Origin of the sequence: Thiomicrorhabdus sp. Milos-T2, assembly GCF_000702325.1 — a bacterium.
Lineage (GTDB): Bacteria > Pseudomonadota > Gammaproteobacteria > Thiomicrospirales > Thiomicrospiraceae > Thiomicrorhabdus.
The window spans coordinates 435,179-456,521 of record NZ_KL370891.1; the positions used below are offsets into that span (position 1 = coordinate 435,179).

Below are 21,343 nucleotides of genomic sequence, written 5' to 3' on the forward strand. Positions count from 1 at the left end.
TAGTTTGAATTTTATGATGGATGTATGATGTTATTGTAATCTTAGTAGTTTAATGATTAGTTAGACCTTTTCAGGGGTAGCTTTTTTATTGGCGCAAACGCCTTGTGCAAATATTATATTAAGTCTTTTTTATCTAAAGACCTTTTAAAAAGCTTTAAGAACTTATGATTGGCTTTTTTTTTAAAATAGTAAATTTCTCTGGGAGTAGAGATGGGTATTGTTGCAGGAAAAATTATATCGGTTAGCGGCGTTGTGCAAGCGAAAGACTCGTTAACGGGTGAAATTAGGATTTTAATTGCGCCTGCCGAGGTTTTTAAAACCGATATTATTCTTACTTCTCATGGAAGTGGAGTGGTTATTCAGCTTTCAAATGGAGAGGTGTTAACTCTTGGGCCTAAAAATGAATATAGTTTAGGTGGGGATGAATATACTGCCGATGTCATATTGGATGATTCTGTTACGGAAGAAAATTATCCGGTTAATATAGAAGCTCTTCAACAAGCCGTTTTGGATGGTAATTTCGATTTTTTAGAAGCCACTGCTGCTGGTGTGAGTGTTATTAGTTCTTCTGCAAGTGTTGCGTTTATTCTAGCTAGAGCAGGTTTAATCGGCAACATCGATTCAGGTTTTGATACGGCCACAGATAAGACGGAGTTAAAAAATCAAAATGAGTTGGCTGATACTCCTAGAACTCCAGATTCTTCGATTAATCGAGTAGTCTCAACTCCAGATTCCTCAGCGGTTAATCCTTTTGGAGTGTCTCGTGGAAATCCTGAAGGTGAAATCGATAGTGGGTACGACACGGGAACAGATTCTAATGCTAGCAGAATTCCAGAAGATGACTCAGGTCGTGATCCTGTCGTTATTACCGCTAATTTATCTTTAACAGGGCAGTCTGTTGTTTTGGAAGGTGGCTTGGCTGTTTACACTCTAACTTTAGATAATCCTCCGACTCAAAATTTTATCGTTAATTTACAAGTGTTAAATAGAAGCACTTCTAGTGCGGACTTGGAGACTCAAAATATTACGGTTGAATTTGCCCCTAATCAGCAAACAGCGAATTTTTCTATTCCCATTTATGACGATTATATTGCCGATAATGCTGAATCATTTAGCGTCAGTGTAACCAGTACTTCAGGCGGTGGCTATACTCTTCAACCAACCTCTCCTCCAAGTGTGCAAACTTTTATTAGGGATGATTCAGAACCACAGACCCCTTATGACGTAAATGATGTTGTTGAGACTGATTCGGCAGACACGATTCAATTTACCTTATATGCTCTGGACAATAATGGTCAAAGAGTTTCTGTAAACCAGGTTGTAGAGGGGGAGGCAGCTAGCTATGTGGTTGTGGCAACTGATAAATCCGGCAATGAATTAGGGTTACCTGGAACGATTGGTATTAATTGCATTGACCAAACGGCTATAGGCGCGCCTGCTGATACCTTAAATAATGGTTCTCAAGATTATATTAATGCATTACAAACCGTTGCTATCGGCCAAGTTTTTACCGTTAGTTCAATTGATGATTGGCTAGCCGATAGTGGTGAAATTTTTAGTCTGCAGTTAATTGATCAAAGCTACAGTGATGCGAATCAATATGAAAACATTGTGATTGATAGCACAGGGGTGCAAACAACCATTATTGATGATTCTGAGCCGGGTTTAACACCATTACCCGAGCTGGATTTAGATACGGTTTACTTGAAATTAAGTGGTAATGCTGTGGTTGATGAATCCGATGGCGCGGTGATAACGCATTTTTTCAGTTTAGTGGATAAGAGTGGTTCTCCAGTTAATTTAGCCGTAGGCGAAAGCATTCAGTTAGCGCTTTCTTACAGCGATATTAGTGGAGTTAATTCGATTTCCGCAGCTGATTTTCAGCAACCTCTGTTGACTAGCGTGACATTGACTGGGGATGGTTCAAATCAATATAGTTTTGTAAATACCGTTGCAGCAGATGCATTAAATGAAGGAGACGAAGGTTATACCGTTACATTAGACTCAATTACCACCGATAGCGGGTATTTTGAAAATCTTGTGATTGATACTTCGGCGAAGACTGCAACAGCAATTATTGAAGATAATATTATATTGACTGAAGACTCTGCAACCGTTGTTGAAGGTGGGCAGACAATAGGACTGAATTTACTATCCAATGATGTTGAATTAGGTCAAAATGCTCGAATTGTCAGTGTCACTTTCATTGATGAAAATGGAGATACTCCAACAGAGGATTTAATTGGTGGCACAGTTACGGTTGATACCCAATATGGGGTATTGACTCTTAATGAAGACGGTACCGGCAGTTATACTTCTGATCAAACAGAAAACAATCCTAATGGCGTATTGGATAATATGTCTATTACATTGGTCGATGATAATGGTAAATCGGCAAGTTCTCCTTTAGCGATAACCGTTACGGATACATCACCCATTAGCTCAGCTACCAACGGACAAGTAGCAGAGGATGATTTACCTACTGGATCCTATACTACAAAAGAATCCTTAGCGGTCACAAACTCACTAGGCATTACAAAAACTCAAGACGATATTACGGATGTTCAATGGAGTGCCGCGAATATAACTGATTTACAAGCCTTAACATTGAAATCTGCAGGGGTGAGTTTGAGTTACAGCATTAGCGGTGATGGTTATACCATTAATGCGACAGCTGGAAGTGATGCCATCTTTAATGTGGTATTGAATAATCCTACGGATAGTTCAGGCACAACTCAAAACTACACCTTTACTTTGCAAGGTCCATTAGACCATGCAGATGCCGCTGGCAATAATACGATTACGCTCCCTTTTAAATTTGATGTGCTTGATATTGATTCGACACTTGCTGAACAAAAATTGAGTGTTGATGTTGTTGATGATGTGCCTCAAGGTGTTAATGAAGATGATATTTCAGTCGTTGAAGGAAATGTCGATTTAACCGGGCAAGCAAACTTGTTAGCTAATGAAATCGCTGATAATAAGGCGGGAGCAGATGGGCATTTAACCATAACTGAATTTACCTATACCAAAGAAGACGGTTCAACGGCAACGGTCAATGCGGGCACTTCGGTTGATAGTCAATATGGTACCTTACAAGTTAATGCAGATGGTAGCTGGAGTTACACCTCAGATGCTAGTGAAAGTCAATCAGGAGCAACGGTTCCGAGTGAGACGATTACATACACTTTTAAAGACCAAGATGGTGATGTTGCAACTGCGAGTCAAGTGGTTAAGGTCACTGATGGTGCTGACCCTAGTATTGGTAATCCTGTTGATCAAACTGTTAACGAAGCCAATTTGGCTGCAGGTTCAAGCCCGGATAATTCTGCTTTAACGCAGACGGGCAGTTTAGGTGTTACAAAAGGTTCGGATGCAATAAATACGACTTTTGATTTAGATCAACCAGGCCTGGTAAGTTCATCTTCTTCTGTTTATAGCTCTGGTGGTGTTGATGTTGTTTATAGTGTAAGTGCAGATGGTTTGACTTTAACGGCATATACAACGGATATTAATAGTCCTGTTTTTACTGCACAAATCAATGATTCAACAAATAATGCTGCTAGTTATAGTGTGACATTGCTTAAACCATTAGATCACTTAGCAAGTGTTGTAGATAGTAATAATGATATTGTTATTCCTTTGTATTTTACTGTTACGGATAGTGATGGGGATGCGGTACCTTCTTCTTCTTTTAAATTAACGATTATTGATGACAGTCCAAGTACGACACAATCTCTATCAGTTTATGAAGAAGGGTTAAGTGGTGCGCATGATACTTCAGCAACCATTAACACTAATGCAGATGCGACTCAATCTAATACCACTATTACCACTCAAGGTACTTATGGTTTTGCTGAAATTAATGCCGATGGAACCTTAACGTATACCCCTAGTTTTGATGGCTCTAATGCAATTGCTAGCAACTATAGTGGGCAAGATACCATTATTTACGAGACAATTTTGGATGATGGTATCACAAAATCAACCACGACGATTGGGGTCACAATTAATTCTTTAACAGATGCGCCAGTTTTAGCGGTACAGCCTGATGTGACTACAAACGAAGATTCCTTGGTTGATTTAGGGTTAACGCTTCCAGCAATCAGTGATGCTACTGATCAAAATGGAGCGGGTACTGGTGACCATGCAGAACGTTTAGGCTACATTACCTTGAACAATCTAGATAGTGGCGTAGAAATTTACCAAGCAGATGGCAAAACCTTATTATTTACCGGTGCTAACGATAGCATGAAAATTTCGATTGTTGACGGAAGCGGTAATTTAGATACAAGCATTCATCATACTGACCTTGATCCAAATGCAGCAGGTGTTATCAAATTAACTCAAGCCGAATTTGAATCATTAAAACTGTTACCTGCTGAAAATAAGCATAATGATATTGATATGACTTTAAAGGTAACCAGCTATGAGGTTGATGACAGTGGTAATTTATTAACGTCAATCCCAGGAGCTGAATCAACCAGCGATGTTCACGTTGAAGTCCTAGCAGTAACAGATACGGCAAGTCTAAGCCTAGCTCAAAATAGTTACAGCGTTAATGAAGATACACCGCTTACATTAACCAATGATTTAGTTGAAGGGTTTAAGTCAACATTCGATATTGATGGTTCTGAAAAACTTTGGTACGAAGTATCAGGCCTGGTTGAAGGAACAAAAGTTACCATTAACGGTAAAACTTATACCGCAGATGCAAGTGGCAAAATTGATAGTAGTGCCAATAAAATCACGATTGATGCAACGGATAAAAATCCTGCTTTTAGCATTAAACCACCCGCTGATTACAGCGGTGGGGATATGAATTCAGTCACCGTTACCCTCAATACCCAAGATAGTGATGGTGATTCAACAACTACGCCAGCAATAGAATCTCAATCGGTTACATTTGCATTAACGGTTAACCCAGTTGCAGGTGATGTAACCATTGCAACTCCGCAAGCAGGAGTAGAAGATACTCCCATCTATCTCTTCAAACAAACCGATGGAAGCTCAATCTTTACGGTTACTGACACCAATGGTGCAGCGACTGAAAGTATTACTAATGTCGGTGTGTTAAAAACATCGATTCCGACAGGAGCGACACTTTCTGGATTTGCTAGCGACGATACAAACTACTATTATTTTGATGTCAATAATTTAGCAAGCTATACCATTACACCTCCAGCACATAGTAGTGCTGATATGACATTGTCCTACTTTGTTGAAACAACTGATGGTGTTGGTGTTAATAAGAACGTTAATACCCAAACGGTAGATAAGACTATTGTAGTGAGTGCCGTTAGTGAAACGGATGTAACTGATTCAGATGGTTCGAGTGCCAATGATGTTCTTTGGAATGCTTCTCATGATTACGGGGCTTTAGGTCAAGAAGACCAGGCCTGGTTAGATTTAAACAGTGGTTTTAGTCTGTTTGCTACGAATGAAGACACGAGTGAAACAGACCTTGCGTTGATTTCAATAAATACCAACTCAGCAGGTGGTGATGTCACCAGTTTGTATGGTTCTAAGTTGCAGTATAGTGATGGTTCGACAACTCATACTTTAACGTTTTCTGCAAATCAACAGGTGTTAGAAATTCCTGCTGAATACCTCGATACTCTACAATTTAGTCCCCTTGCCAACTTTAGTGGCAATGTGGTGTTGGATATGCAAGTTCAAACTCAGGATTTTGATGAAGATACTGGTACAGCGGTTACCCCTTGGCTTTCTGATGCACGTCAACTTACCTTTGATATTACCCCTGTAGCAGATGACGTTACATTAGCGGTAAAACAAAGTGATGGTAACGAAGACTCTGGCCGAGATGCAACGGGTGTAATAACTAATAATGGCACTGACGGAATCCCTCTTTACATTAAGCCAACTTCCGATGATACGGATGGTAGCCAAACTTATGACTTAACCTTGGGGGCTATTCCCAGTGGAGCAAGTATTTCGTATGATGGTTCACTTATTTATCTGGATAGTCACTCATCTGGCAGTGTTACGATTATTAGCTTTGATTATGCCAAACCGTTGTATATTGTGGCACCTCACAATAGCAACGAAGACATTACCTTAACGGCATCGGCTATTGCTAAGGATGGAAATGCAACTAGTGCGGAAAGCCCAACTTTAGATGTGTTGGTAAAAATCAAAGGGGTTGCCGATAGCGTTGTTAATAATAACTTAGCAAGTGAAACGGCAACGGATGATAATGCAACCACTCATGATTTTAATAAAATTATGAGTGAAGCTGATTTTGAAGATAATGGAATTTTGCTGAATAGTGTCTTTGGTACACCTGCAAATATTGCAAGTTATGATGACGATAGTCCAGACGTTAATTCAGAATCTGTGAGTGTGGTCATAAGCGGTTTAGCGACTAATTTTACTTTGGTGAATGGAACCTTTATTGGCGGAACAGGAGTTGACCGTAAATGGAGTATGACCTTAGAAGAGTTTAAGGCGACCTCTGGTAATGTTATTTCAATTGAAGGGGCAAAGAACTTCAGCGGACAAGTCGATTTTAACATTAACTTTATTACCACTGAAAATGATGGTAATAGCCTAACTCCTGATACGCCTCAGGCAGCGAGTGTTTTAGTTACACCAATTGCTGAAGCAGCCATGTCTTTAGCCACTCAGTCAACAGAAGATGTGCTAACAAAAATGAACTTAGACGTGGTTCATGTAAATGAAGATAATGATGAAACCTTGTCCTTGGTATGGATTAAACAAGCAGATATTAGCAATCAAAACTTTACAGTTTATGTTGGTAATTCAACCAATACGCCATTAACAAGTAACTTGTCTGGAGTGACTGAAGCAGATTTTAAAGGCGTGACTTTTCTAAAACTTGAATCTAGTGTATTTAATGACCTTTATGTTCAATATGATCCTCAAGTAGGCGTGGATAGTGACGATATTGCCATTAAGTATCAAGTAGAAGACACCGTGACGGTAGATGGTAACCCATATACCAACGCTCTTGGTCCAGTAGCTGCGAATTATAGTCTTGTAAATGCGGCTGTAACAGATAGTGTCGTGCAAACAATTACTAGTTTTGATGGTTATGATTCTAGCAAAACAACAGTGAGTGGCAGTGATATTACCTTAACCGGCAATGATACATTAAATGTTAATTTAACGATGACTAGCATTGATACCGATAGCTCTGAAAATATTACTAAACTGGTTATTGAGGGTGTTCCCAACGGAATAAGCGTACAAGGAGCAGACTACATTGGAGATACCTCAATAACTGGTGGAACAGAGTTTAGCGGGACTTGGACGATAAATTTTGATTTAAGTGATACAGCTTTTGATATGGATACCGATGGCGTCAGTTATCCTTTAGTTTTCTTGATTGATGGTGAACCTGCTGAGGGTAGCTATGCGGTTGATATTACGGCTTATAATCAAGATGGAATTGTGAGTAGAACTTTTGATACAGATTCATTTAACTTTACTGTTCCTAGCGCATCCAGTTTTGATAGTCAAAATACCGGCTCGCCAATGACCATTGATGCGTTTGAAGAAAATAGTCCTCCAGTTGTAATAACTGAAGACACTTCATTCACCTTAGATACCGCAATTAATGCGCAAGTATCCGGTTCTTCAACATTTTCTATTACATTACAAAATCTAAACCATTGTTCTGTTGCGGGTGCTGAACCTTATACAGTAAATGGCAAAACCGTCTATGTTATAACAGGTTCAGGAAGCGATATTGAAGCCGCATTAGCAACGGTTACGGTTACACCAGATGAAAATTTTAATAGTAATGATGGCGAACCGCTTGCATTAGAGGCTGTGTTAACGACTTACGCTTCTGGTGGCCAGCAACAAACCCAGACGTTTGATCTCTCTCAAAATGTTACCCCTGTTACGGATGAATTGACGCTAGATGAAACGTTAACTTATTTAACAGCGGACTCTGTCGTTAGCTCAACACCCCAAGAAGATGGCTCTTATAATATTTCAATTGCTATTGATTCTGTTGATCAAAACTATACTTTAGTACAAGGGTCAAATGACAATACACGATTAACGGATATCACCATTACGCATTCAGGAGTAGATGGTGAGTTAAGTTGGAATGGTGGGTCTATAAATTTAAATAGTGGAAATCATTCAGCAACTGTGCCATACAGTGAATTAAATGACCTAACTTTCACACCAAAAGCAGACGCAAGTGGCGCAGCAACATTTGACTATACTATATATGACCAAGAAAACGGTGCAAATAATATTCAGACAACTGCTGGAAGCTTTAATTTTGATATACAGCCTGTTGTTGATGGGCTAGATTTAACAAATTTAACAGTAAGTGGTCTTGAAGATAATCTTATCGAAATTAAGGCTAATGGCACCAGCTTATCAGATAGTGGTTTACTCCAAGATACCGACGGTAGTGAGTCTATTCAAAGCCTTTTTGTGAATAATGTCCCTGATGGATTTTTGGTATTTTATGGCGCAAGTGGTTCGACGACTCTTGCGCAAAACACGGGTAATAACGGTTCGCCTGATGAAAACCTTTGGAATATTCCAATTTCAGGAGGCAGTGTTCCTCAGGTTTGGATAGCCGCGCCTGAAAATTATGCAGGAACCTTGGCTGCTTTGACGCTTCAAACCTCTGTAAAAGATGGCAATGTGTCAACATTGCTTTCAAGCAATTTCTCAGCCTCATGGAGTGCGGTAGCTGATGATATTAGCATTTCACCAACTAAAACATTTGGTGATGAAGCGACGACCATAGATTTAAATTTAAATGCCTCTATGCAAGATATTGATGGCTCAGAAACCGTTAAGATTATCTTAACAGGTAATGGTTCGACATTACCTGATGGCATTGTTTTCAGTGCCGACGGTAGCTCCATTGTTTCAAGTTATGATAATTCATCGCAAACCTATACCTTATCAGGGGTTACGTATGATCAAATAAACAATGTGGTTATGACCCTGCCTCAGGGCATGAAAGGCGACTTTAGCGTCGATGTAACTGCGCAAACCGTTGAACTGAGTAATGCTGATATAGGGACCTTGGTGAGCGGTAATTTTAATATGGCCATTACCTCACAAGCAAGTGGCGTAACCGCATTTACTCCAAACGTTGGCAATCAAGTGAATACCACCATTAGTGGTAAAACGGTGGTTAATCCAGATTATGAAATTGCGTTATCGATTTCAGATATTGATTTAGTGGACAAAGATGGTTCGGAGAGTTTAACAATACGTTTGGCCGGCCTTACTGATGCGCTTACAGTCGATGTTTCTGCTTTAACGGGTGTTACCACAGAAAAACAAGGTGATGGTAGTTGGTTAGTTGAATTAGGTAACCCAACGGATGGAAACTATGATTCAAACTTGACGGCCTTAGCAAATGGAAGTTTAAAATTAATCTCTACAGACTCCAGTGGGTTGGTTGATAGTATTGATATTAGTGCCTATTCAACGTTAATAGAAACTGGCTCAAAAAGTGATGAAACAACAGCTCAAAATGTGCCACTAAATTTAGAAGTTGATAATAGTGGTTCCATAGAGGGAACATCAAATGATGATTTCATCTACGGTGGTGATGGAGATGATGTGTTGGTTGGTGGCTTAGGTCAAGATACCCTAACAGGTGGCGCTGGTGCAGATAAATTCCGAATTGCAGTTGATGAAGACTCTACAGATGTCGTCACTGATTTTACGGCTAATGAAGATAAAATAGACATTTCTGAAGTTCTTAACATACCCGTGATTGATGCCAATAACTTTGATGACTATATTAAAACAGATGTGGATAACAATGATTTGTTAGTACAAATTTTTAAAAATGGAGATGCTCAATCAGGAGGAACGGCAACTCAATTACTATTACTTGACGATCAAAGTGCATTAACATTAGATGAAAACGATTTTCATCAAGACTAAATCGGTGTTAACTGACATTGTAATGCTTGATTGGTGAGTCTTTTTTAACGACAGCGATTATCCAGTCAGGCTGGATAATGACGTGCTGTTTTTTGTTTCATCTCCAGCTCTTGCAAAGGTCTGAAAGTATCTTTTTCTTTGAATATCTATCTGGTCTTTATGTCTTTGCTTGAAGAGCTTTCATATTAAACAGTATTTGCTTTAAAACTCTCGTGACTTTTTTGACTCTTTGTCTTTATGGGTCTTTAAGAGTCTTTAAGTTCTCATTAAATCTTTGGTTTATCTCAAAATAAACGCATTAAACGCAATTTCTGTCTTATCGAAATCAAATTACTTTAAAATAGCCTGATTGAAATTTAAGTGACAAACTAAAAGGAAAGATATGTCTTTTCATGGAACAACAATTTTGTGTGCTAAACGTAATGGCCAAATGGTGATTGGGGGCGATGGTCAGGTAACATTGGGTCATATTGTTATGAAAGGTAATGCCCGTAAGGTGCGCCGTTTATACAATGGTCAGGTGATTGCAGGTTTTGCTGGAGCAACCGCAGATGCATTTACCTTGTTTGAACGTTTTGAAGGACGTTTACAAACTCATAATGGCCAATTAATGCGTGCCGCCGTTGAAATGGCTAAAGACTGGCGTACTGATCGCGCTTTACGCAAATTAGAGGCAATGATGTTGGTGGCGGATAAAGATTATATGCTGTTAATTTCCGGTACTGGAGATGTGATTGAACCGCAAGATGACTTTATTGCCATCGGTTCAGGCGGAAGTTATGCTCATTCTGCGGCACAAGCCTTGATGGAAAATACAGAATTATCAGCACGAGATGTGGTCGAAAAATCACTCCATATTGCTGGAAATTTATGTATTTACACTAATCATAATTTAACCATTGAAGAGTTAAGCTAAAGGGCTTTTATACCCAATGCTGTAATAGAATTACCGATTTACTTCCTCTTAAAAGGGGGTAAATGGCTTGGTAAAAACAAATTTACTGGAGAGTTTGATGGCGAGTCAAGACATTGATAATCAAAATAATGAATCTCAAAAAGAATCTGAAATTAATAACCAAGGTATTGCCGAAAGGGTCGTTGAATCGGCTTTATGGAACAGCCGTTTTGTAGTGCTAGTTGCGGTAATAGCCAGTCTGTTTACGGCATTTGCTATTTTTTATACGACTACGGTAGATGTGTTTTACACCATTATTCACCTAAGTCATTATCACGAGATGGATGATGCTGGACGAGCCTTGTTAAAAGCACAAACGGTTGCTCATATAGTTGGTTCTGTTGATGGTTACCTATTGGGTGCAATTTTGCTGATTTTCTCTTTAGGTTTATATGAACTGTTTATTTCAAAAATTGATATTGCAGGCAGTAAACACGGGGCGAGTAATATTCTATTTATTAATTCACTCGATGACTTAAAAGACCGTTTAGCAAAAGTGATAGTGCTGATTTTAATTGTTATGTTTTTTGAACAAGCCATTTTTCTAAAGCCAACAGAGCCACTTGAACTGCTCTATTATTCTTTGGCGATTATGATGGTTTCTTTAGCACTATATTTATCGCATAAAGCTTATGAACATTGAGTTTGTGAACCTGGAAATATAAGTTGGTTTTAAATGAAAAAAGCCCCGTTTAATAACTTTTAAGTTATGAAAAAACTGGGGCTTTTTTGTTTTTTGAATTGCACTTTATCAAGTTACCAGGCCTGGTAGAACTTATTTGAAGGGGTTAGTTTTTTAAGTTAAGACTCTAAATGTGGCTCTAAATAGGGTTCTAAATAAGGCTTTAAGGCTTGCAGGGTTCTGTCTACAGCCCCTGTTTGTTGGGCAAAGCATTTGTAGCCTTGGTTAGCAAGTTTGTTTGCCTGGCTTTTATGGGTGATGAGTTGCTCTAAGGTTTGTGCGAGTTCATGACTATTGTCTACAATTTTAACGCCTTCTTGGTTAACAAACGGTTCAAATAACGCCGCCAGGTTTTGATAATTTGGTCCAGACAATACGGGTTTGTTTAACGCGGCTGGCTCTAAAATATTATGGCCACCAAATGGCACTAAACTGCCTCCAATAAAAGCAATATCCGCCACGGAAAACCATAGCATAAGCTCTCCAACACTATCCGCTAGATAAACTTGTGTGTCTGTTTTAACTTCATTACTTTGGCTGCGTTGTTGCCAAATTAATGAGTTTTCAGATAATAAGTCGGCAACTGGTTGAAAACGATCTGCATGCCTTGGCACTAATATCAGCAATGCATTGGGCTGGCTTTTAAGAAGTTCTTGGTGTGCATCCAAGATTAACTGTTCTTCACTCGCTTTGTTTTCACTATGAATTGGATGAGCATGAGTACTCGCCGCTACCCAAATAGGGCGTTCTAATAGTTGATTTTGTTGTTTCCAGTTATGAGCTCGGTCACTTAAATCCTCAGCAATATTTAAATCAAACTTTAGATTTCCTAAGGTTTTAATTTTACTTTCTTCAGCTCCCAAGGCTTTAAAGTGTTCTGCATCGGTTGCAAATTGAGCACTAATAAATTGGGTTTGGTTTAATGCATTAGCAATCAGTTTACCGCCCCATTTTTGGTAGGCTTTAAACGAAGATTCCTTTAAACGGGCATTAATCAAGATAACGGGAATATTCTGTTTTTTACAGGCCTGGTAAAGATTAGGCCAAATCTCTGTTTCCACCATGATCACTAATTTGGGTTTGATTTGGTGTAAAAAACGTTTAATTGCAAAAGGGTAGTCGTAAGGCAGCATTTGATGTTGAATCGCAACCGGGGAGAATTGTAATGCTTGTAATGCACCCTGCGTTGAACCATTAGTAACGGTAAGGGGTAAATTGGGATATTGCTTTTTTAAGGCGCTTAATAAAGGAAATATAGAGCGGGTTTCACCTACGGAAACTGCATGAATCCAAATTCCATCAGTTTGGTAATTTTGGCGATTAAAGCCAAATCGACTTCTAAAACAGTCTGGAATTTCTGGTAAGTCTGGATTTTGAAGCTGTTGTTTTTGGTGTTTTCGGCATCGTTTCCAACCTGAATAAGCAATGAATGGCATTGCCAGAGTGGTTAGAAGTTGGTAGCTAAACAGATTCATCTAACCACACCCCGCAAGAGGGTATAAAAGCCTGATAAATTTGAATTGTGTGAATTAAGCATTTAGATTTAACCATTCAAATCGTAAATTTGAATAACACCGACTAATTTATCTTTCTCGGTTACCAATAAAGAGGTGATTTTATTTTCATTCATCATCTCTTCGGCTTCATTTAAACGCGCTTCAGCATTAATCGTTTTGGGATTTAAACCCATTAAATCTTGTGCGGTTAGTTGCATAAAATTAGTGGTGTTTTTTTCCATGTGACGACGTAAATCACCATCGGTAATAATGCCTTGACCTTCGTCTACAATACATAAGCCTAAACGACCTTCATTCATTGACTGAATGACTTCTTTAACTGAAGAGCTAGCCGTAACCATTGGGAGGTTTTTGCTCGTCATTTCATGTTTAACACGCGTTAATAATTTACGGCCTAAACTACCACCTGGATGAAAACGGGCAAATTCATGCGGTTGAAAGTTTCTCGCTTCCATTAAAGCAACCGCTAAAGCATCCCCCATCACTAAGGTCGCGGTAGTGGATGACGTTGGAGCTAACTGATGCGGACAAGCTTCTTTTGGAACCGCAATGTTTAAATGAAAGTCTGAGTTTGTTGCCAAGGTAGATTCTGGGCGGCTAGTCATGGAAACGACAATATTGCCATTGTCTTTTAAAAATGGCAGTAGGCGAATGACTTCTTCAGTTTCACCTGAATTAGATAAGGCTAAAAAAACATCTTTAGGTGAAACCATTCCTAAATCACCATGAAACGCTTCGCCTGGGTGCATAAAGAAACAAGGTGTACCTGTGCTGGCAAAAGTCGCCATGATTTTTTTACCAATTAATCCGGACTTTCCCATACCGCAAATGACGACTCGACCTTGCGTTTTTAAAATGGCATCTACACTACCTGAGAAGTTGTCATCAATCAGTGATTTAAGATTTAAAATGGCCTCGGCTTCAATATCTAAAACTTGTTTTGCAATGGCTTGATAGTCAATGGACATAATTTATAGCTAACCTTAATTGTAAGACCTTTGCAAAGGCCTCATTGAGTTTGTTTATTTTCTAAAAACACGTGTTTTAAAAATCGTGTTTTAAAAATGATAACCCACGTGAATATTGTGAATGTCAGTACCTGGGTTTGGCATTTCAATACCCGCATTAGAGATATGTAAGTAACGATAACCCACTTCTAAGTTCCCACGTTTAACCCCTAAACCAAAAATACTACCAAATTGAAATTGGGTCGACTTATAGTCATTTTCTAAGTGTATGTCACTCAGCAAATGTGGGCCACCACCCATTTCTACAAAAGGTGTGTAAGACAAGTTTTTTAACTGATACTGAAACACCGGGGTTAAGCCAATGATATAGCCTGAGTCATTTACAATATTTTTTTTGTCAGAGTGCCAGTGATGAAAGCTCAAATCCCAGCGACCAACCACTTCCCAGTTTTTGGCTTCATAGACTTTTTGATTCCAGTCGGCGCCAATGGCAATGCGCTCATGTTTTAAGGAATTATCTTCACCAATATCGGTGCTTAGGGTCAGTTTGTCGGTGTTAATTTGTGAGCCTAACACGCAAGGGGGTTTGCCTTCATAGCAAGCAAATCCTAATGAACCAATTGCGCCTAAAATAGCAAGTGACATAGGCCCATTGTTTGAGTTTTCAGCATAACTGATAGAAGGGGTTAATGACGCTGACAGAATTAAACTACCTAAAACGGCAGAAAAAATGTTTTTTGAATTTTGCATGATGAGGTTTCCTGATAAACTGTTGGCTCATTTTAATCTATCTAAGAGTTTTTGGTAAGGAATCTTATGCACGACTTTTCACAATCTAAAATCCTTGTTGTTGGGGATGTTATGTTGGATCAATATTGGAATGGACGAGCAGGAAGGATTTCACCTGAAGCGCCGGTTCCAGTCGTAAAAGTGGCCCAAGAGGAGATGCGTGCGGGGGGGGCAGCAAACGTCGCTTTAAATGTGGCGGCTTTAGGTGCTCAAGCATGCTTGTTGGGCGTGGTGGGTCACAACGAAAACGGTGAAGTAGATTCACACGGCCAACTGTTAACTCAATTAATGCATCAAGCGGGTGTAAAAACCGATTGGTCACTTTCTAACAGTGGCACTATCTGTAAACTTAGGGTGCTTAGTCATCATCAGCAACTTATTCGTATGGATTTTGAAGAACCTGTACCCGAAGCACCAGCTCTTGAACTCGTGGATCTAGTTAAAAAACACCTGGCAGATTACGATGTGTTAGTGATTTCAGATTATGCCAAAGGGGCGTTGCAATTTGTCGAGCAGATGATTGCAATAGCTGTAGAGGCTGATGTTCCTGTTTTGGTTGACCCAAAAGGGCTTGATTTTAGCCGTTATCAAAATGCCACTTTAATTAAACCTAATCAATCTGAATTTGAAGCCATTGTTGGCCCCGCGGCAGATGAAGAAACTGTTGTTGCCAAGGCTAATAAATTGATTGATGAGTTATCACTACAAGCCTTGCTTGTTACTCGCAGTGAGCATGGAATGGCTTTGGTTATAAAAAATGACAATCCTTATCTATTAAAATCGCAAGCACAAGAAGTGTACGATGTTACTGGAGCTGGCGATACGGTTATGGCAGCTTTGGCAACGGGATTTGCTAGTGGTTTATCATTGCAAAATGCGATGCATATGGCTAACCAGGCCGCCAGTGTTGTGGTGAGAAAAGTGGGAACTTCTACTGTTTCTAAAGCAGAGCTAGATGAAGCGATTAAAGCGGATATGCGTCATCAAGGTTATGTGGCTATGAGCGAAGATGAGTTATTGCAACTGGTACAATTAGCTCAAAAAAATGGCGAAAAAGTGGTCTTTACCAATGGCTGTTTTGATTTGTTGCATAGCGGCCATGTTCGCTACTTAAACGAAGCGGCTAAGTTAGGCGAACGTTTAATTATTGCGGTAAATTCTGATGAATCAGTAAAAAAACTTAAAGGTGACACTAGACCTATTGTGGGGGTTGATGGCAGAATGGAGTTGTTATCGGCGTTAAGTTGCGTTGATTGGGTTGTTGCTTTTAATGAAGAGACACCAGAGCGTTTAATTTGTAAGTTGTTGCCCGATGTCTTAGTGAAAGGTGGTGACTATAAACCTGAAGAGATTGCTGGATCAACATGTGTTTGGGATGCTGGAGGGCAAGTTGAAGTACTTTCCTTTTGGGATGGCTATTCAACCACTAAATTGGTCGATAAAATTGAGAATACAAAATAGCGATGAGTAATATAAAAATCAATTTTGAGCATGCCATTCTTGAAAACCAAAAAGCGATACAGTCAGTCATAGATCAAGCAGGCCTGGTAACTGAAGTTGTTAAGCAAATAGTTAAGTCTATCAATGATGGTGGAAAGGTAATTTGGCTAGGAAATGGCGGAAGTGCTGCCGATGCGCAACATATGGCTGCCGAATTAATGGTGCGTTATGTTAAAAATCGCCAGCCCATTGCTTCAATTGCTTTAACAACAGACTCTTCAATTTTAACGGCTCATGCTAATGACTACGAATTTGACACGGTGTTTGCTCGTCAAATACAGGGTTTAGCCAAGCCTGGTGATGTGTTAATGGCGATGTCCACTTCGGGTAATAGTCAAAATGTGGTCAAAGCTATTGAAATGGCGCAACATATAGGTTGTGTAACCGTTGCTTTAACGGGTAACCAAGCCAGTTTAATGAGTCAAAAATCCGATTATTGTTTGCAGGTGACCTCCTCTGAGACTGCTCGCATTCAAGAAGCACACAGCTTTTTTAATCATTTAGTCTGTGAAGGCTTGGATTCTATTTATGATTAATTTTATGATTAAACGCTCAAAAAATATGAGGTGGTAAATGTATTATCTAGCAGGCGATATTGGTGGCACAAAAGCTTTGCTTCAACTTATTAAGATTAACGCAGAAAATAATACCCATATTACCTGCGGTCAAAAACGTTTCTTATGCCATAAATTCGACTCTCTAGAGTCAATCATTTCTTCATTTATCCGACCTTTAAATATTTCAAATCTTGTCATTGAGTCAGCTTGCTTTGGTTTGCCAGGCCCGGTTAATGGCAGCAAGGTAAAGCTAACTAATTTGCCTTGGATTGTTGATGCTCATCAAATAGAGAAAACTTGTTCAATACAAAAAGTACATTTTGTTAATGACTTTTATGCAGCCGCTTTAGGGGTGGATACTTTAACTGGTAAAGAACTCGTTTCACTTTATAGTCAAGATATCAGTAGTAAAGTAAATGAAATGAGTGTGCCAATGCCAACACAAGGAAATAGACTTGTTGTGGGGGCGGGTACGGGTTTAGGGGTCGCTCCGGTTTATTTTGATGGCAAGCAATTTTTACCTCAAAATTCTGAAGGTGGGCATTTTGAATTTGCCCCTATCTCAGACACTCAACAGATACTTTTGCAATGGTTATGGCAACAGTGGGAGCATGTCTCATATGAAAGGGTACTTTCTGGTCCAGGCCTAGAAACCCTATATGCTTTTTTTATTGCACACGATTTGCCCACGACTTATTCTGAAACAAGTTCACAAAATCTTAATAAAAATACACTACATTCAAGGCAAGATAATAAGGTAGGCTTAGATTTTACGGTAAAAGATTTTGACTTATCTCAAAAAAATCTCAACGCAGAGCAAATAAGCCAAGCTGCCGGCAATGGCGATCCTGTGGCGATTAAAGCATTACTTGAATTTGTGACAATATATGGCGCTTTTATTGGTGCAGTTGCACTTGTTTGGCCAGCCCAAAATGGAATTTATTTAGCGGGTGGTATTGCTGTTAAAATTCTTGATTGGATGCAAAAACCCTATTTTAAAAAAGCCTTTTTAGAAAAAGGCCGAATGACGCAGATAGTGGAAAGAACTCCAGTGTATTTAGTCACCGATGAATCGCTTGGTTTAAGAGGAGCAATGCGACAAAATCAAATTACTTCTGGTCTTAAATTATCTTGAAAATACAAAATATTATATAAGTGAGATTGAACAGGTAGAGTGTGACTGTTTGAATTATTGTGAAGTGCTATAAAAACACCAAAAATAGGTGTAATAGAGGAATGCTTAATGAAATACTATAGTGAAACTAAAACGGCAACTGAGTTAACCAGAAAAACCTTAGCAATTGTTCTAGCGGGTGGGGAAGGAAGTCGTTTAAAAGATTTAACTCGTTGGAGAGCAAAACCCGCGGTACCATTTGGTGGTAAATACCGAATTGTTGATTTCGTTTTATCAAACTGTGTAAATTCCGGTATTCGTAAAATTGGCGTATTAACCCAATATAAGTCACACTCTTTAATTCGCCATATTCAACGTGCATGGAGTTTTATGCGTTATGAGGTGGGCGAATTTGTTGAGTTGCTACCGGCACAACAGCGAGTTGATAAAGAGTGGTATCAGGGAACGGCAGATGCTCTGTACCAAAATCTAGATATTATGCGTCGTCATACGCCAGAGTATGTCATGGTATTGGGAGGGGATCATATCTACTCAATGGATTACAGTAAAATGTTAGTCGAGCATGCCAATTCGGGCGCGGATGTCACTATTGGGTGCATTGAAGTACCTCGAATGGAAGCCACCGGTTTTGGTGTTATGTCGGTAGATGAGACCTTTAAAATTACACATTTCACTGAAAAACCAGCAGACCCAGATTCAATACCAGGCAAACCTGATATGGCATTGGCATCTATGGGAATCTATATCTTTTCAACCGAATTCTTATTTCAAAAGTTAATTGAAGATCGTGATAACCCAAACTCTTCAAGAGATTTTGGTAAAGATATCATCCCGTCAATCATTGAAGAATGGAATGTTCAAGCTTATCCGTTTGTGGATGATAATGATTTACCTGTTTATTGGCGAGATGTAGGAACGATTGAGTCGTTTTGGAAAGCAAACTTAGATTTATGCTCAATTGAGCCTGAATTGAATTTATATGATCGTGACTGGCCAATTTGGACATACCAAGCTCAAATGCCACCTGCTAAATTTACTTTTGATGATGAAGGTCGTCGTGGTGAAGCCATTGATTCTATGGTGGCAGGGGGGTGTATTATCTCAGGTGCAAGAATTAAGCGTTCAGTTATAGGAAGTGGTTCTCGCGTGCACAGCTATGCGCTCGTTAAAGATTCGGTTTTACTTCCTAGGGTAGAAGTGGGGCGTAATTGCCGTATTCAGAATGCCGTTATTGATAAAGGTACGGTTATTCCTGAAAATACCATTATTGGTGAAGACCCTATTGAAGATGCAAAGCGTTTTTATGTCGAACAGCCATCGGGACTTGTATTAGTTACTCCTGAAATGTTGGGGCAAAAGTTACATACTGTACGTTAATGAGCAAAGGTCTCAAAATATAAAAAATATAAAAAATATAAAAAATAAAAAAAATAAAAAAAATAAACTAAAAATCCAATTTAAATAAAAAATAGAACAAGAAGAACCGGGTTATGAATAAGAAAAAAATAAAAGTCGTTTTATGCTGGCATATGCACCAACCCCATTATCGTGATGGTTTAGACGGAGTTTACCGTTTGCCATGGGTATATCTACATGCCATTAAAGACTACTCAGATATGGTTTGGCATTTAGAAAATTGCCCCGAAGCCAAGGTGGTGGTGAATTTTGCTCCGGTTCTGTTGGAACAATTGGATGATTATGAACAGCAGATGAGGGCTTGGTTAGATAATGGCTCTGTAATGAATGACCCATTATTAAACTTAGTTTCTGGCGCAACGCCAATTCCAAAAACGGCTGAGGAACGTCAAGAAATTATAACGGTCTGTCAGCGTGCTTATGCACCTACTATGATTAATGTATTGCCTTGTTTTAAAGAACTTCTTGGCATGGTTAAGTGTAGTGAGGCTAACAAAAACATTGATAATGAAAACATCGATAACGTTTGCGTTAGCTATGTTAATGATCAATATTTTACGGATTTATTAGTTTGGTATCACTTAGCTTGGATGGGCGTAAGTGTGCGTGAAACGGATCCACGAGTAGAAGCGTTAATGGATAAAAAAATGCATTACACTTCTGACGATCAGCGTACTTTAATGGAAATTATGGCCGATTGTGTGGCAAGTATTATTCCCCGTTATAAGGCGCTGATGGATCGTGGACAAATTGAGATTTCAATGACTCCTTATGGTCACCCTATCGTTCCTTTATTAATCGATTTCTCAAGTATGCGTGATGCCTTACCTGATGCGCCAGCGCCTAAATACTCGAGTTATCCCGATGGCTATGAACGCTCTAAATGGCATATGGAACATGGCTTAAGTGTCTATAAACAACATTTTGAAGCAAAACCAAAAGGAGTTTGGTTATCTGAAGGTGCCGTTAGTAGTGCTGCAGTAGGTCTACTTGATGAATATGATATTAAGTGGACGGCATCAGGCGAAGGTGTTTGGCGACATTCGTGTGAAGCGTCGTGTGTTGATCAGCATGATTTTCATAGTAAAAAAGCGTTATACCAACCTTTGCAGCATGCTTCACAAAAATGCGCTATGTTTTTTAGAGATGATGGATTATCCGATATGGTTGGTTTTCAATATAAAGATTGGAATCCAACGGATGCCGCCAATGACTTTGCTCATCACATGGATAATATCGCTAACTTTTTAGGTGATAGTGTTGAAGAGCATGTTGTCTCCGTTATTCTGGATGGTGAAAATGCTTGGGAATACTATTTTGATAATGCGAGTCTCTTTTTAAAAGAGATGTACTCAAAATTATCGAGTCATCCTCGTGTAGAAATGACCACCTTTTCCGAAGCTCTGGAAAACGGAGCTAAACCACGTCATCTGCCGATTTTAAAATCGGGTAGTTGGGTGTATGGTTCTTTTTCAACCTGGATAGGTGATAAAGACAAAAATAAAGCTTGGGATTTATTGGTTGAAGCTAAACAGTGCTTTGACAAGGTTGTTAACGCTAAAAAGCTTTCAAAGACTGAATTAAAGCAAGCAACCGAACAGTTGGCAATTTGTGAAGGTTCAGATTGGTTTTGGTGGTTTGGTGGTTATAACCCATCAGACAGTGTGCAGGATTTTGATCAACTATATCGTAGACACCTTAAACGACTCTATGAGTTATTGGGTGAAACGGCACCAGAAATTTTAGATATCCCAATCTCTTTAGGTGGCGGAGATATGGAGAATGCAGGAACAATGCGTCGAAACTAATATGAAATGGCACCCGAAGATGACCTCGCAATGACAAAAAGATAAAGTCAAAATAAAGATAAAAGTCATTGCGAGCAAAGCGAAGCAATCCAGGG

Annotated in this window: 11 protein-coding genes; 8 read left to right on the plus strand and 3 right to left on the minus strand. The window is 39.2% G+C overall.

What is annotated here, in order from left to right; translation table 11 throughout:
- Positions 1–210 precede the first annotated feature (210 nt).
- The 3 genes from BS34_RS0101910 (at position 211) to BS34_RS0101920 (ending at position 11,519) form a co-directional block, all read left to right on the plus strand.
- Complete coding sequence (locus tag BS34_RS0101910) at positions 211–9,921, plus strand: VCBS domain-containing protein (RefSeq protein WP_029406866.1); 9,711 nt, start codon at positions 211–213, stop codon at positions 9,919–9,921.
- A gap of 382 nt (positions 9,922–10,303) precedes the next feature.
- Positions 10,304–10,837 carry an ATP-dependent protease subunit HslV gene (gene hslV, locus BS34_RS0101915; protein WP_029406867.1) on the plus strand — a complete coding sequence of 178 codons (534 nt, stop codon included), beginning with the start codon at positions 10,304–10,306 and terminating at the stop codon, positions 10,835–10,837.
- Positions 10,838–10,934: 97 nt separating this feature from the next.
- Complete coding sequence (locus tag BS34_RS0101920) at positions 10,935–11,519, plus strand: YqhA family protein (RefSeq protein WP_199774072.1); 585 nt, start codon at positions 10,935–10,937, stop codon at positions 11,517–11,519.
- 158 nt (positions 11,520–11,677) lie between these two features.
- Here BS34_RS0101920 and waaA read toward each other — a convergent pair whose 3' ends face one another.
- The 3 genes from waaA to BS34_RS0101935 form a co-directional block, all read right to left on the minus strand.
- Positions 11,678–13,033: a lipid IV(A) 3-deoxy-D-manno-octulosonic acid transferase gene (gene waaA / locus BS34_RS0101925; RefSeq protein WP_029406869.1), complete on the minus strand. Its 1,356-nt coding sequence runs from the start codon at positions 13,031–13,033 to the stop codon at positions 11,678–11,680.
- A 68-nt stretch (positions 13,034–13,101) separates the two neighbouring features.
- Positions 13,102–14,043 carry a KpsF/GutQ family sugar-phosphate isomerase gene (locus BS34_RS0101930; protein ID WP_029406870.1) on the minus strand — a complete coding sequence of 314 codons (942 nt, stop codon included), beginning with the start codon at positions 14,041–14,043 and terminating at the stop codon, positions 13,102–13,104.
- Between the two features lie 90 nt (positions 14,044–14,133).
- Positions 14,134–14,793: an acyloxyacyl hydrolase gene (locus BS34_RS0101935; RefSeq protein ID WP_029406871.1), complete on the minus strand. Its 660-nt coding sequence runs from the start codon at positions 14,791–14,793 to the stop codon at positions 14,134–14,136.
- A gap of 66 nt (positions 14,794–14,859) precedes the next feature.
- On the opposite strand from BS34_RS0101935, the gene hldE reads away from it, so the two are divergent.
- From hldE to BS34_RS0101960, 5 genes are all read left to right on the plus strand, one after another.
- Positions 14,860–16,293: a bifunctional D-glycero-beta-D-manno-heptose-7-phosphate kinase/D-glycero-beta-D-manno-heptose 1-phosphate adenylyltransferase HldE gene (gene hldE, locus BS34_RS0101940; RefSeq protein ID WP_029406872.1), complete on the plus strand. Its 1,434-nt coding sequence runs from the start codon at positions 14,860–14,862 to the stop codon at positions 16,291–16,293.
- A gap of 2 nt (positions 16,294–16,295) precedes the next feature.
- Entirely contained in the window at positions 16,296–16,868 is a 573-nt protein-coding gene (locus tag BS34_RS0101945) for a D-sedoheptulose-7-phosphate isomerase (protein ID WP_029406873.1), read from the plus strand.
- A 37-nt stretch (positions 16,869–16,905) separates the two neighbouring features.
- Positions 16,906–18,024 (plus strand): glucokinase, encoded by a 1,119-nt coding sequence (locus BS34_RS12105; protein WP_038126229.1) that lies wholly within the window; start codon positions 16,906–16,908, stop codon positions 18,022–18,024.
- Between the two features lie 108 nt (positions 18,025–18,132).
- Positions 18,133–19,401 (plus strand): glucose-1-phosphate adenylyltransferase, encoded by a 1,269-nt coding sequence (glgC, locus tag BS34_RS0101955; RefSeq protein WP_029406875.1) that lies wholly within the window; start codon positions 18,133–18,135, stop codon positions 19,399–19,401.
- A 113-nt stretch (positions 19,402–19,514) separates the two neighbouring features.
- Complete coding sequence (locus BS34_RS0101960) at positions 19,515–21,248, plus strand: glycoside hydrolase family 57 protein (protein WP_029406876.1); 1,734 nt, start codon at positions 19,515–19,517, stop codon at positions 21,246–21,248.
- Positions 21,249–21,343 lie beyond the last annotated feature (95 nt).

Bases quoted from the DNA above. Each gene is read 5' to 3' on its own strand.
- BS34_RS0101930 (WP_029406870.1), bottom strand. From the start codon at position 14,043: ATGTCCATTGACTATCAAGCCATTGCAAAACAAGTTTTAGATATTGAA.
- BS34_RS0101910 (WP_029406866.1), top strand. From the start codon at position 211: ATGGGTATTGTTGCAGGAAAAATTATATCGGTTAGCGGCGTTGTGCAA.
- hldE (WP_029406872.1), top strand. From the start codon at position 14,860: ATGCACGACTTTTCACAATCTAAAATCCTTGTTGTTGGGGATGTTATG.
- BS34_RS0101945 (WP_029406873.1), top strand. From the start codon at position 16,296: ATGAGTAATATAAAAATCAATTTTGAGCATGCCATTCTTGAAAACCAA.
- BS34_RS0101920 (WP_199774072.1), top strand. From the start codon at position 10,935: ATGGCGAGTCAAGACATTGATAATCAAAATAATGAATCTCAAAAAGAA.
- BS34_RS0101960 (WP_029406876.1), top strand. From the start codon at position 19,515: ATGAATAAGAAAAAAATAAAAGTCGTTTTATGCTGGCATATGCACCAA.
- glgC (WP_029406875.1), top strand. From the start codon at position 18,133: ATGAAATACTATAGTGAAACTAAAACGGCAACTGAGTTAACCAGAAAA.
- hslV (WP_029406867.1), top strand. From the start codon at position 10,304: ATGTCTTTTCATGGAACAACAATTTTGTGTGCTAAACGTAATGGCCAA.
- BS34_RS0101935 (WP_029406871.1), bottom strand. From the start codon at position 14,793: ATGCAAAATTCAAAAAACATTTTTTCTGCCGTTTTAGGTAGTTTAATT.
- waaA (WP_029406869.1), bottom strand. From the start codon at position 13,033: ATGAATCTGTTTAGCTACCAACTTCTAACCACTCTGGCAATGCCATTC.
- BS34_RS12105 (WP_038126229.1), top strand. From the start codon at position 16,906: ATGTATTATCTAGCAGGCGATATTGGTGGCACAAAAGCTTTGCTTCAA.